General features: G+C 69.5%; 12 protein-coding genes and 1 tRNA gene. 3 read left to right on the forward strand and 10 right to left on the reverse strand.

The features are described 5' to 3' along the window. The first annotated feature begins 117 nt into the window (after positions 1 to 117). Together OG435_RS40850 and OG435_RS40855 are read left to right on the forward strand one after the other, a co-directional pair. Positions 118 to 1,335 (forward strand): L,D-transpeptidase, encoded by a 1,218-nt coding sequence (locus tag OG435_RS40850; RefSeq protein ID WP_266885164.1) that lies wholly within the window; start codon positions 118 to 120, stop codon positions 1,333 to 1,335. 150 nt (positions 1,336 to 1,485) lie between these two features. After that, complete coding sequence (locus OG435_RS40855; RefSeq protein WP_266885166.1) at positions 1,486 to 3,084, forward strand: CocE/NonD family hydrolase; 1,599 nt, start codon at positions 1,486 to 1,488, stop codon at positions 3,082 to 3,084. Positions 3,085 to 3,134: 50 nt separating this feature from the next. Here OG435_RS40855 and OG435_RS40860 read toward each other — a convergent pair whose 3' ends face one another. The 5 genes from OG435_RS40860 to OG435_RS40880 form a co-directional block, all read right to left on the reverse strand. Beyond that, positions 3,135 to 4,022 carry an amino acid ABC transporter permease gene (locus OG435_RS40860; RefSeq protein WP_266885168.1) on the reverse strand — a complete coding sequence of 296 codons (888 nt, stop codon included), beginning with the start codon at positions 4,020 to 4,022 and terminating at the stop codon, positions 3,135 to 3,137. Next, positions 4,019 to 4,663 carry an amino acid ABC transporter permease gene (locus tag OG435_RS40865; protein ID WP_266885171.1) on the reverse strand — a complete coding sequence of 215 codons (645 nt, stop codon included), beginning with the start codon at positions 4,661 to 4,663 and terminating at the stop codon, positions 4,019 to 4,021. The genes OG435_RS40860 and OG435_RS40865 overlap by 4 nt, the downstream gene beginning before the upstream one ends. A gap of 17 nt (positions 4,664 to 4,680) precedes the next feature. Next, a complete protein-coding gene (locus OG435_RS40870; RefSeq protein ID WP_266885173.1) occupies positions 4,681 to 5,601 on the reverse strand; it encodes a glutamate ABC transporter substrate-binding protein in 921 nt (306 codons plus the stop codon). Between the two features lie 26 nt (positions 5,602 to 5,627). Then, positions 5,628 to 6,371, reverse strand: coding sequence for an amino acid ABC transporter ATP-binding protein (locus OG435_RS40875; protein WP_266885175.1), 744 nt, complete (start codon positions 6,369 to 6,371; stop codon positions 5,628 to 5,630). Between the two features lie 149 nt (positions 6,372 to 6,520). Further along, positions 6,521 to 6,961 (reverse strand): DUF6278 family protein, encoded by a 441-nt coding sequence (locus tag OG435_RS40880; RefSeq protein ID WP_266885177.1) that lies wholly within the window; start codon positions 6,959 to 6,961, stop codon positions 6,521 to 6,523. Positions 6,962 to 7,073: 112 nt separating this feature from the next. On the opposite strand from OG435_RS40880, the gene OG435_RS40885 reads away from it, so the two are divergent. Next, on the forward strand, positions 7,074 to 7,931 hold the full coding sequence (locus OG435_RS40885) for a DUF3626 domain-containing protein (protein WP_266885179.1): 858 nt from the start codon (positions 7,074 to 7,076) through the stop codon (positions 7,929 to 7,931). Here the strand turns inward: OG435_RS40885 and OG435_RS40890 are convergent. The 5 genes from OG435_RS40890 to OG435_RS40910 all read right to left on the reverse strand — a co-directional run bounded on the left by OG435_RS40890 (position 7,928) and on the right by OG435_RS40910 (position 11,287). After that, a complete protein-coding gene (locus OG435_RS40890; RefSeq protein ID WP_266885181.1) occupies positions 7,928 to 8,707 on the reverse strand; it encodes an exodeoxyribonuclease III in 780 nt (259 codons plus the stop codon). The genes OG435_RS40885 and OG435_RS40890 overlap by 4 nt on opposite strands. A 30-nt stretch (positions 8,708 to 8,737) precedes the next feature. After that, complete coding sequence (locus tag OG435_RS40895) at positions 8,738 to 9,370, reverse strand: MBL fold metallo-hydrolase (RefSeq protein WP_266885183.1); 633 nt, start codon at positions 9,368 to 9,370, stop codon at positions 8,738 to 8,740. Positions 9,371 to 9,424: 54 nt separating this feature from the next. After that, positions 9,425 to 9,499, reverse strand: a tRNA-Trp gene (locus OG435_RS40900). Positions 9,500 to 9,536: 37 nt separating this feature from the next. Beyond that, positions 9,537 to 10,127 (reverse strand): hypothetical protein, encoded by a 591-nt coding sequence (locus OG435_RS40905; protein WP_266885185.1) that lies wholly within the window; start codon positions 10,125 to 10,127, stop codon positions 9,537 to 9,539. Beyond that, complete coding sequence (locus OG435_RS40910) at positions 10,124 to 11,287, reverse strand: ROK family glucokinase (RefSeq protein ID WP_266885187.1); 1,164 nt, start codon at positions 11,285 to 11,287, stop codon at positions 10,124 to 10,126. The genes OG435_RS40905 and OG435_RS40910 overlap by 4 nt, the downstream gene beginning before the upstream one ends. Positions 11,288 to 11,292: the final 5 nt, after the last annotated feature.

The following is an 11,292-nucleotide window of genomic DNA, read 5'->3' on the forward strand; positions in this document are numbered from 1 at the left end:
TATCGCTGCGGTCCATGTCACATGGGAAATCCTGAAGTTTTCCTGATCTCCCGCAACCTAGAGTTGTTCCGTGCGCATCTTCTTTTGCGGACGATCATTACTTCGGAGGGGTTTTCGTTGAGCCGCACACGCCGGGTCTTCTCTGTACGCAGCCGCACCGCCATCGCGGCCGGTACCGCTTTGCTGGCCGCCTCACTTGCGGCCTGCGGTGGTGGCGCCGCCGCGGGTGGCGGAGCCAAGGCTGAGATGAAGGAGAAGCCGGCCATGGCGGTCTCGGTGAACCTCACCGGCGACCAGGTGAAGGCGGGCGCGCCGGTGACCGTGACGATCGCGGACGGGAAGCTCGCCTCCGTGAAGGTCACGGACGCCAAGGGCGGGGAGCTGCCCGGGCAGATATCCGAGGACGGCAAGACCTGGACCTCGCAGGGCAACGCCCTGCCCTCGGCGGAGTACAAGGTCGAGGCCCAGAACACGGACAGCCAGAGCGCGACCACCACGTTCAAGACCTCGGCTCCCGACAAGGTGAACAAGGTCTCGATCAACATCTCCAAGGGCGCCACCGTGGGTGTGGCCATGCCGGTCTCGATCGTCTTCGACAACCCGGTGAAGAACAAGGCCGAGGTCGAGAAGCAGCTCAAGGTCACCACCTCGGACAACACCGTGGGCTCCTGGGGCTGGATCAAGGACTACTCGGGCCGGGACCGGGTGGACTGGCGCCCCAAGGAGTACTGGAAGTCCGGCACCGACGTGAAGGTCCAGATGAACCTGAACGGTGTCGACTCCGGCCCGGGCGGTGGGATGTTCGTGAAGGACTACAACACTGAGTTCAAGATCGGCAAGGACCGCCAGATCAAGGTGGACCTCAACTCCAAGCAGATGTCGGTCACCGAAGGCGGCCAGACCGTCGACACCATCCCGATCTCGGCCGGCACTCCGGGCGGCAAGAAGGCCTCCTGGGACGGCAAGATGGTCCTGATGGCGAAGGAGGGCACGATCCGGATGAACTCCGAGACCGTGGGCCTGGGCGACGCCTACGACAAGGACGTCGACTACTCGATCCGGCTGACCTGGTCGGGCATGTACGTGCACGCCGCGCCGTGGAACACCGCCAACTTCGGCCGGGCCAACACCAGTTCCGGCTGCGTCGGGATGAGCGACGCCAACGCCAAGGCCTTCTTCGCGGCGGCGCAGGTCGGCGACCCCTTCGAGGTCGTGGGCAAGGGCTCCAAGGGCAACCCGGACCCCGGCAACGGCTACGGCGAGTGGAACATGACCTGGGAGCAGTGGCAGGGCAAGAGCGCCGTGACCGGCACCGGCACCCAGCAGGTCGGCTGACCCCTGCCGACCGGCCCCCACCGACAACCCCTGCCGACTGACCTTCGTTCAATCGTTACCGGCACGTAACTTACTCACGGGTTACTAGCGGTAAGCCCCTCCCGTTACCGTCGGGTCACTTTGACACCCGGCACACGCGAGGAGCGATCGATGGTCCGCACGGTCCGCACCACCAGCACCGCGACTGCCATGGCGGTCGTACTGGCAGCAGCCGCCCTGGGGCTGGCCCCCCATCAGGCCCAGGCGGCTCCCGCCCGCACGACCGCCATCACCTCCGAGGCCTCGTCGGCGATCACCTTCCACGACATCCCCGGCTCCGGCGGCATCACCCTCAAGGGCAACGTCTTCACCCCGGCGGGCGCCCGAGCCGGCATGAAGTACCCGCTGATCGTGCTGCCGACGAGCTGGGGCATGCCGCAGATCGAATACATCGCCCAGGCCAAGCAGCTCGCCGACTCCGGCTACGTGGTGGTCAGTTACACCTCCCGCGGCTTCTGGCTCTCCGGCGGCGAGATCGAGACCGCGGGCCCGAAGGACATCGCCGACGTCTCCGCCGTCATCGACTGGGCGCTCGCCAACACCCCGGCCGACGCCGCCCACATCGGCACGGGCGGGGTCTCGTACGGCGCCGGCATCAGCCTGCTGGCCTCCGCGAGCGATCCGCGCATCAAGGCCGTGGTCGCGCTCAGCGGCTGGGCCGATCTCATCGAGTCCATCTACTCCGGCCGCACCCAGCACCTCCAGGCCGCCGCCCTGCTCGGTGGCGCCGGCTTCCTCACCGGGCGGCCCGGCCCCGAACTCCAGCAGATCCTCGGCGACTTCCTCGGCTCGAAGCTGGACCGGGAACCGCAGATGATCGAGTGGGGCAAGAAGCGCTCGGCCGCCGAGAAGGTGGACGCGATCAACGCCAACGGCGCCGCGATCATGCTCGGCAACGCCTGGGGCGACACCATCTTCCCGCCCAACCAGTACGCGAAGTTCTTCGAGAAGCTGACCGGCCCCAAGCGCCTGGAGTTCCGCCCCGGCGACCACGCCACCGCCGAGCTGACCGGGCTCCTCGGACTGCCCAACGACACCTGGACCAACGCCCACCGCTGGTTCGACCGCTACCTCAAGGGCGCGGCCAACGGCGTCGACACCGAGGCCCCGGTGCAGATCAAGCCCCGCAGCGACGGCGGGTACGAGGGCTACACGGACTGGAAGTCCGTCGGCTCCGGCGGCGCCGAGAAGTTGATGCTCTCCGACAGCGAGCACCTGTTCACCGGCATCGACTCCGGCGCCAACGGCGGGATCGTCATGCTCTCCAGCCTGCTCGACCAGATCGCCCAGGCGCCGCCCGCCGCCTCCATCCCGCTGCTCCCCCGCGCCTTCGCCGCCGTCTGGCAGTCACCGCGCTACGAGAAGGAGCGCCGCGTCCGGGGCACGGTCAAGGTGCACACCACGCTGACCCCCTCGAAGTCCGACGGCACCTTCGTCGCGTACCTCTACGACGTGGGCCCGCTCGGCATCGGGAAGCTGATCAGCAACGCCCCGTACACCTTCCACGGCAAGCCGGCCGGTCAGTCCTTCGGCGTGGACCTGGAGCTCTTCTCCACCGCCTACGACGTCCCGGCCGGACACCGCCTCGCGGTCGTCGTCGACAGCGTCGACCCGCTGTACATCGAGCACAACCCGACCGGCGCGCAGCTGACCTTCTCCTCGCCGCGCACCGATCCCTCGTACGTCTCGGTGCCGCTGCGCGAGCAGTGATCCACGGCTGCAGCCGGGCCGGGTGTGGCTCAGGGGGCTCCGCCCTCGGGTCAGATCCGGCCCGGCAGCGCCGCTGAGGGGTCGGCCGTGTCGATGTCGATGCCGACCGCCTTGGTCTTGGGATTGCCGCGCTCGCGCCGGGCCACCCAGGTGGCGAACCAGGAAAGGAGCATGCACATCCCGATGTAGATCGGCGAGATGATCATCACTACGGGGATGAAGGGCAGGTCGTAGTCGAGGTTGGCGGCGATCAGCTTGCCCGCGTGCAGGAACTCCTCATAGGTGATCAGGTAGCCGAGCGAGGTGTCCTTCAGGGCGACGACGAGCTGGCTGATGATCGTGGGCAGCATCGCCCGGATCCCTTGCGGGGCCAGGATGTAGGTCATCACCTGGGTCTTGCGCATGCCCAGGGCGTACGCGGCCTCGCGCTGGCCCTTCTCCACCGAGTTGATGCCCGTCCGGAAGACCTCGGCCAGCACCGAGCCGTTGTACAGGGTCAGTCCGGCGACCAGCGCGGGCAGCGGCTGGACCTTGAGCGCGACGAAGATGAAGAAGATCATCACCAGCACCGGCATGGCCCGGAAGAACTCCACGCACAGCGTGGACAGCCAGCGCACCGGCCGGTGGACCGAGAGCCGGCCGGTCGCGAGCACCGCTCCGAGCACGAGCGAGAGCACCGAGGCGTAGGCGAAGGCCTTGAGGGTGTTCCAGAGGCCCTTGAGCAGCAGTTCCTGGATGCCCTTGTAGGTGAAGGGGCTCCACTTGGCGGCGGTGAACTGGTTCGTGTCGAAGAGCAGGTAGAGCAGCCAGCCGAGCAGTCCGAGGATGACGGCCGTCGAGGCGATCCCGTAGAAGAAGTGGCGGCGCTGGGCGCGCGGGCCCGGCAGGTCGTAGAGGGCGGTGGACTCCAGGTCACCGTGGAGCGCGTGCGCGGTCATCGGGCGACTCCGAAGCGCTTCTCGAGCACGTTGAACAGCGCGCTGATGGACAGGGTGATGATCAGGTAGCCCACCGCGATCCAGACGAAGGTCCAGATGATGCTGTAGCCCAGCTCGTTGAGGGTCTTGTACGTGCCCAGCAGCTCGGTGACGCTGAACGCACCCGCGATCGCGGAGTTCTTGGCGAGCGCGATCAGCGTGGAGCCGATGGGCGGGATGACGGAGCGGAAGGCCTGGGGCAGGACGACCGTGCCCAGGGTCTGGCCGAAGGACATGCCGAGGCTGCGGGCCGCCTCGCCCTGGCCCTTGGGCACGGTGTTGATGCCCGAGCGCAGGGCCTCGCAGATGAAGGCCGAGGTGTAACAGCCCAGGGCCAGCACGGCGAAGAGCTGGAAGGGCAGGACCAGGCCGAAGCGGGGCAGGCCGAGCAGGACGGCGAAGAAGAGCAGGGTGAGCGGGGTGTTGCGCAGGATGGTCACCCAGACGGTGCCGAAGACCCGGAAGGAGCCGACGGGGGCGACGCGGAAGGAGGCCATCAGGAATCCGAGGACCAGGGCGACGAGGGAGGCGTAGACCGTGAGTTCCACGGTGCCCAGGAAGCCCTTCCCGTAGAGCGAGAAGTTTTCGGTGAGTACGTCCATGGCGGTGCGCTCTCCCCTCAGCTCGCCGGGTAGCGGTCGATGGCGGGCGGTGTCGGCGCGGGCTCGCCGGAGAGGCCGAGCGTGGCCTCGTAGGCCTTCTTCCAGTTGCCGTTCTTCTCGTTCTCGGCGAGGGCGTCGTCGAGGGCGAACCGCAGGGCGTTGTCGGAGCGCGGAACGCCGATGCCGTAGGGCTCCTCAGAGAAGGGTTTGCCGACCACCTTGAGCTCCTCGGGGACCTTGGCCGCGTAGCCGAGGAGGATGGAGTCGTCCGTGGAGACGGCGTCGACCTGATAGGTCAGCAGGTTGTCCACGCAGATCGAGTACGTGTCGTAGGCGACGAGTACGGCCCGCGGGAACTCCTTCTGGAGCCGCTGGTAGGGGGTGGAGCCGACGGCGGAGCAGACCTTCTTGCCGGCGAGGTCCTCGGGGCCCTTGATCTCCGTCTCCCCCTTCCGCACGAGCAGGGACTGCCCGGCGAGGAAGTAGGGGCCGGCGAAGCCGACCTGCTTCTTGCGGTTGTCGTTGATCGTGTAGGTGCCGACGTAGTAGTCGATCTGGCCGTTCTGCAGGGCCGTCTCACGGTTGGCGGAGGCGATGGTCTTGAACTCGATCGACTTGGGATCGAAGCCCAGCGAGGCGGACATCATCTTGGCGATCTCGATGTCGAAGCCGGAGTAGCGGCCGCTCGCCGGGTCCTTCTCCCCCATGTACGGCTGGTCCTCCTTGGCGCCGACCACGAGGTGACCGCGCTTCTTGGCCTTCGTCCAGGTCGGGGAGTCCGGCAGCTGGAAGCCGGTGGCGACCTGGTAGACGGGCAGGTCCTCGGGCTGCGGTCCCTTGACCTGCGGACTGCCGGACTTCCCGCAGCCGGCGAGGCCGCCGACGAGGAGGAGGGTGGCGGCGAGGGCGGGCAGGACGCGGGTACGCGGGGCTCGCATCGGAAGCAGTCTCATCGGGCCGCCCCTCAGTGCTTGAGGATCTTGGAGAGGAAGTCCTTGGCCCGGTCGCTCTCGGGGGCGGTGAAGAAGGCCTCCGGGGTCCGGTCCTCGACGATCTTCCCGTCGGCCATGAACACGACGCGGTTGGCGGCGGAGCGGGCGAAGCCCATCTCGTGGGTGACCACGACCATGGTCATGCCCTCCGCGGCGAGCTGCTGCATGACCTCCAGCACCTCGTTGATCATCTCCGGGTCGAGCGCGGAGGTGGGCTCGTCGAAGAGGAGGGCCTTGGGGTTCATGGCGAGCGCGCGGGCGATGGCCACGCGCTGCTGCTGACCGCCGGAGAGCTGGGCCGGGAACTTCTCGGCCTGGTTCGCGAGACCGACCCGCTCCAGGAGCTCGCGGGAGCGCTTGTCCGCCTCCTCCTTCTTGCGCTTCCTCACCTTGACCTGTGCGAGGGAGACGTTGGCGAGGACCGTCTTGTGCGCGAAGAGGTTGAAGGACTGGAAGACCATCCCCACGTCCGCGCGCAGCGCGGCGAGCTCCTTGCCCTCGGCCGGCAGCGGTTTCCCGTCGAGCGTGATCGTGCCCGACTCGATGGTCTCCAGCCGGTTGATCGCCCGGCACAGGGTCGATTTCCCGGAGCCGGAGGGGCCGATGACCACCACCACCTCCCCGCGGCCGACGGTGAGGTTGATGTCCTGGAGGACGTGCAGTTGTCCGAAGTGCTTGTTGACGTCCCGCAGCTCGATCAAAGGATCGACGGCCATACGCTGCCCTGCCCACTTGTCGGTGTGTCGAGGTCAGCGCAAACTATCCAGCCTCGGAAGGGCACTTCACCGCGACACGCCTAAAAGCCGTATAAAGGCCCACGAGGTCAGCCTTCCGTGGAGATCGGCCTCCCGGAGGCGGCCGGGCGTCAGCCCTCCGAGGCCTCGGCGTACGCCTGGCTGAGCTCGGGGGATCCCGTCATCGCCCAGGAGACCCCCGACTCGACCACGTTGAGCTCACGGCCCGAGGCCAGCCTGATCATCGGCTGCCCGTTGGGCCACACATGCCAGGCGGCGCCCGGAACGGAGCGGACGATCACGGTCCCGAGGTAGAACCCCGCGTCGTTGCCGAGCCACGGGGTGATCTCCGGGTCCCGGCGCCAGCGCGGCATCAGCTGGTCGATCTCCTCCAACGAGCCCGGAGTCCCGTCCAGTTCGAGCCCGGCCTGGCGCGCGTGGGCGCGCAGCATCTCGCATTCCGCGAACAACTCGTTGATGCCCTCGGGATCCTCCGCGAGAGCCGCGGCGAGTCCCGCGCCCCGGTCCGTTTCATGTCGGTTGATCCAGTTGGCCAGAAAAGGGATGTTCATGGGGTCAGCCTGACACCAGGATCCGCGACCGGCCATAGGGCGCGCCTGAGGATCACAGGCCCTGAGGACAATCCGCGTGCACCGGATGCTCACCGTCGGAGAGACTGGCCCCATGAACCCCGAGGCCCCAGCCACCCCGCGGGAACGGGCCCTGCGCCACGTCGCCGGGCTCTCGTCCGGCGATCCCGTGGATCCGGCCCTGCGCGTGACCCTCAACTTCCACCCGGACCGGCAGGTGCGCGGCACACCGATCCTGGACGCCCTGGCACGGGAGGGCACCTACAGCTCACAGTTCGTCACGGGCGTGGGCAACGGCGGTCTGACCGCCCACCCCGGCGGTGACCGGTGGCGCTGGGAGAGCAGGATCTTCGCCGAGGCCTACGACGAAGCACCCGCCCACGAGCGGCCCGTCTACGGGGCCCTGAACTTCCGCCGCAAGCCGGTCGGCGGTGCGCCGCGCTTCGGGTCCGCCCACTTCCGGCTGACCGCCGGGTCCCTGGCACGGACCACGTTCTGCTATCCCGACAGCTTCCTCGAACCCACGGACTTCGGTGTCGCGGACCGCATGCCGCTGATCGCGCTGGCCGAGGCCGACGACCAGGACGCCCTGGACGACTACGTCGAGGCGCAGGTGCACGGACCGGTCGAGCTGGACCGCGATGTGGAGGCGCTGGTCCTGGACCCGTGCTACCGCGGCACCGCGGTGGAGGCCGCCGCGCTTCGCCTGCCCTGTCCGCTGGAGTGGCACGGCGGGTTCGAACTTTCCGTCGGGGAACTGCGGCTGCACCCCGACTACCGCGGACAGGAGTACGTGGACCTGGGCGCGACCATCGCGGCCGGCGGACGGCTCGATCCCCGGATCATCGGGGAGGCCCTGCTCGCCGGCCACGACGACGAGCAGGCCCTCAAGAAGGTGTGGCACTGCCTCGCCCGCTTCGGGGCTCCCGCGGGGCGGGGTCAGGCGGCCTAGAGCTCCAGGTCGACGACGACCGGTGCGTGGTCGGAGGCGCCCTTGCCCTTGCGCTCCTCGCGGTCCACGTAGGAGTCGGTGACGGCCTTGGTGAAGGCCTCGTTGCCGTAGACCAGGTCGATGCGCATGCCCCTGTTCTTCGGGAACGCCAGCATCCGGTAGTCCCAGAAGGTGTACGGCCGGTCGTACTTGAGCGCGCGCGGGAAGACGTCGGAGAGCCCGGCCGCCCGCAGCGTCTCCAGGGCGGCCCGCTCGGCGGGGGTGACGTGGGTCAGGCCCTCGAAGACCGCCGGGTCGTAGACGTCCTCGTCGGTCGGGGCCACATTGAAGTCGCCGAGCACCGCGAAGGGGCGCTCCCCCGCCGCGTCCTGCGCGACGGCGGCGGACAGGGCCCGGAACCAGTCCAGCTTGTAGCCGTAGTGGTCGTGCTCGACCTCGCGCCCGTTGGGCACGTACACCGACCAGACGCGCACGCCGCCGCAGGTCGCGGAGATGGCGCGGGGCTCCTGGACGCCCTCGTAGTCGGGCCCGCCGGGCAGCCCCACGACCACGTCCTCCAGCCCGACCTTGGAGAGCAGGGCCACGCCGTTCCACCGGCCGGTGGCGTTGACGGCCGACACGTAGCCCAGCGCGCGGAGCTCCTCGTACGGGAACTGCTCCGCGGAGCACTTGGTCTCCTGGATGCACACGACATCCGCGGCGGAGCTCTCCAGCCAGGCCAGCAGGCGCGGCAGCCGGGCGGTGATCGAGTTGACGTTGAACGTGGCGATACGCATGCCGTCCAACCTACCGCCCGGCACCGGCAGTCACAGGTCGGCCGCGTGCCCCGGGGTGAGCCGGCCGTACTCGGCGCCGCCGAGGTTGCCGATCTGGTTGGCGTAGATCGGCAGCACGAGGTCGGTCAGACCGGCGTCGTGGATGGCGAGGGTCTGGCGCGGTTTGACCTCGCGGACGTAGTCGATCACTTCGGCGATCTTGTTCCAGGGCGCGTGCACCGGGAGCATGAGGGTTTCGACGGGGGCCGCGGGCACGGTCAGCGCGTCCCCCGGATGGAAGACGGAACCGTCCACCAGGTAGCCGACATTGGTGATCCGCGGGATGTCCGGGTGGATCACGGCGTGCAGCTCGCCGTGCACCTGGACCTCGAATCCGGCCGCGGTGAAGGCGTCCCCGTGGCCCACGGTGTGGACGCGGTCCGGATAGGCGGGGGCGAGCTTCTCCGCGACGCTGCGCAGGGTCCACAATTGCGCCGCCGGGTTCGCGTCGAGGGCGGCGCGCAGCCGGCCCTCCTCGAAGTGGTCGGGGTGCTCGTGGGTGACGAGCAGGACGTCGGCACCGAGGCCGGCGTCCGGTTCGCTGAAGGCGCCCGGGTCGATGACGAGCACGCGCCCGTCCTTCTCCAGCTGGACGCAGGAGTGCAGCCGCTTGGTGAGCTTCATGATCCCAAGGCTAGCCGCGCGGGCGCCGGGGCACGTCGAGAAGACGCCGGAAGACGGAGCCGACCGGATTCGAACCGGCGTCCTCGCGATGTTGGAGACCGCGCGCGACGACCTCTGCGCTACGGCCCCGCCCCGAGCGGCACTCTACCCGCGCCGGCCGGAAGGCCTACGGCACGGCCTTGGAGACCACGTAGACCTTGGGGTACCCGGGGTGGCTGAGGTCGACGGTGATGTCACGGGTGGGCCGGCGGTCCGGGCCCTCCAGGGTGATCCCGGCCCAGCTGCCCTGCGCGTCCCAGTTCCAGCCGGCGATCCTGGTGTCGCTCGGGGAGATCGACACCCCGTCGGTCAGGTCCTCGCGGCTGGTGCCGACGGCCGCCAGGAAGGTGTCGAGCTCCTCCGGGGTGAGCCCGAACTGGACGTACAGCCGGCTGGTGTGCCAGTTGTTGGTCTCCAGGTACCCGACCCGCGAGGCCGTCGCCGGGATCGGGACCTCGTAGATGCTGCGCTGGACCTTGGAGGGCCAGCCGGTGCGGACCTTGGCGGCTCCCACCTTGGAGGCCTTGTCGCGACCGCTCTGGCGGCTCTGCTGGGCGGAGACGGCGAGGTAGCCCGCCGGGACGCCGACCAGCAGCAGGATGATGATCGCCGTGATCCAGCGGCGCCGCACGACGTGCTTGCGGTCCTCGGCGGGGATCGGCCCGCCGGACCGCTCGTCGGGCGACGGGGCCTGGCGGGGCAGGGAAGGCGGTGTCACTGCTGGTCCTGGTCCTCGGGGCCGGTGGTGGTGTCGCGCCGGCCGAACTGCGCGTAGCGCTCGTACCGCTCGACGCGCCGGCGCGTGGCGCGGCGGAAGCGGCGGGCGACGAGCCGGGAGAGGTCGGCGGCGCCGACCATGCCGGCCTCGGGGCCGAGCTGGGCCTTGGCGATGCGGGCCTCGGGGCGGTAGCCGCGGCCGGTGAGGTGGCGGCGGAAGGCCTCGCGGGCGGGGCCGATCAGCAGGTCGTCGGCGGCGCTGACGCCGCCGCCGATGACGAAGCAGGAGGGGTCGAGGGCGGCGGCGAGGTTGGCGATGCCCACGCCGAGCCACTGGCCGATGTCCTGGAGGAGCTCGACGCACATGGCGTCGCCCTCGCGGGCCAGCTCGGTGATGAGCGGCCCGGTGATCTCCGAGACGTTGCCGCCGACCCGGGCGATGAGGTTGTGGGCGACCGGGGAGTCGGCGGCGGCCAGCTCGCGGGCCTCGCGGACCAGGGCGTTTCCGGAGCTGTACTGCTCCCAGCAGCCGCGGTTGCCGCAGGGGCAACGGTGGCCCCCGGGGACCACCTGCATGTGGCCGAACTCGCCCGCGACCCCGTAGCGGCCGCGCTTGACCTGGCCGCCTTCGAGGATGGCCCCGCCGATACCGGTGCCCAGGGTGATCATGACCAGGTGGTCCTCGCCCCGGCCGGCGCCGAAGCGCCACTCGGCCCAGGCGGCGGTGTTGGCATCGTTGTCCACCATGACCGGGACCGCGAGCCGGGACTGGAGCGCGTCGCGCAGCGGTTCGTCGCGCCAGGCCAGGTGCGGGGCGAACAGGACGCGGGAGCGGTCGGCGTCGACCCAGCCGGCGGCGCCGATGCCGACCGCGTGCACGTCGTGCCGGTCGGAGAGGTCCAGGACCAGCTCGACGATGGTGTCCTCGACCACCTTGGGGCTCTTGGACTTGTCCGGGGTCTCGGTCCGGATCTTCTCCAGGATGACCCCGTCGGCGTCGACGACCCCGGCCATCACCTTGGTGCCGCCGATGTCGATGCCGACGGTCGGAACGCGCGGTGCGGTCAGGTGCGACCTGCGCTCACGGGTCCCGATGGTCCGCAGCACGGTGCCCCGCGCCGCCCCCCGGTGGGCGAGCGTGAAGTCCCGGTACGTGCTCATCGAGT

Source organism: Streptomyces sp. NBC_01264 (genome assembly GCF_026340675.1).
Classification (GTDB): Bacteria; Actinomycetota; Actinomycetes; order Streptomycetales; family Streptomycetaceae; genus Streptomyces.

Excerpts from the sequence above, each read along its gene's own strand:
- OG435_RS40855 (WP_266885166.1), top strand. The coding sequence starts at position 1,486 with ATGGTCCGCACGGTCCGCACCACCAGCACCGCGACTGCCATGGCGGTC.
- OG435_RS40860 (WP_266885168.1), bottom strand. The coding sequence starts at position 4,022 with ATGACCGCGCACGCGCTCCACGGTGACCTGGAGTCCACCGCCCTCTAC.
- OG435_RS40865 (WP_266885171.1), bottom strand. The coding sequence starts at position 4,663 with ATGGACGTACTCACCGAAAACTTCTCGCTCTACGGGAAGGGCTTCCTG.
- OG435_RS40870 (WP_266885173.1), bottom strand. The coding sequence starts at position 5,601 with ATGCGAGCCCCGCGTACCCGCGTCCTGCCCGCCCTCGCCGCCACCCTC.
- OG435_RS40875 (WP_266885175.1), bottom strand. The coding sequence starts at position 6,371 with ATGGCCGTCGATCCTTTGATCGAGCTGCGGGACGTCAACAAGCACTTC.
- OG435_RS40880 (WP_266885177.1), bottom strand. The coding sequence starts at position 6,961 with ATGAACATCCCTTTTCTGGCCAACTGGATCAACCGACATGAAACGGAC.
- OG435_RS40885 (WP_266885179.1), top strand. The coding sequence starts at position 7,074 with ATGAACCCCGAGGCCCCAGCCACCCCGCGGGAACGGGCCCTGCGCCAC.
- OG435_RS40890 (WP_266885181.1), bottom strand. The coding sequence starts at position 8,707 with ATGCGTATCGCCACGTTCAACGTCAACTCGATCACCGCCCGGCTGCCG.
- OG435_RS40895 (WP_266885183.1), bottom strand. The coding sequence starts at position 9,370 with ATGAAGCTCACCAAGCGGCTGCACTCCTGCGTCCAGCTGGAGAAGGAC.
- OG435_RS40910 (WP_266885187.1), bottom strand. The coding sequence starts at position 11,287 with ATGAGCACGTACCGGGACTTCACGCTCGCCCACCGGGGGGCGGCGCGG.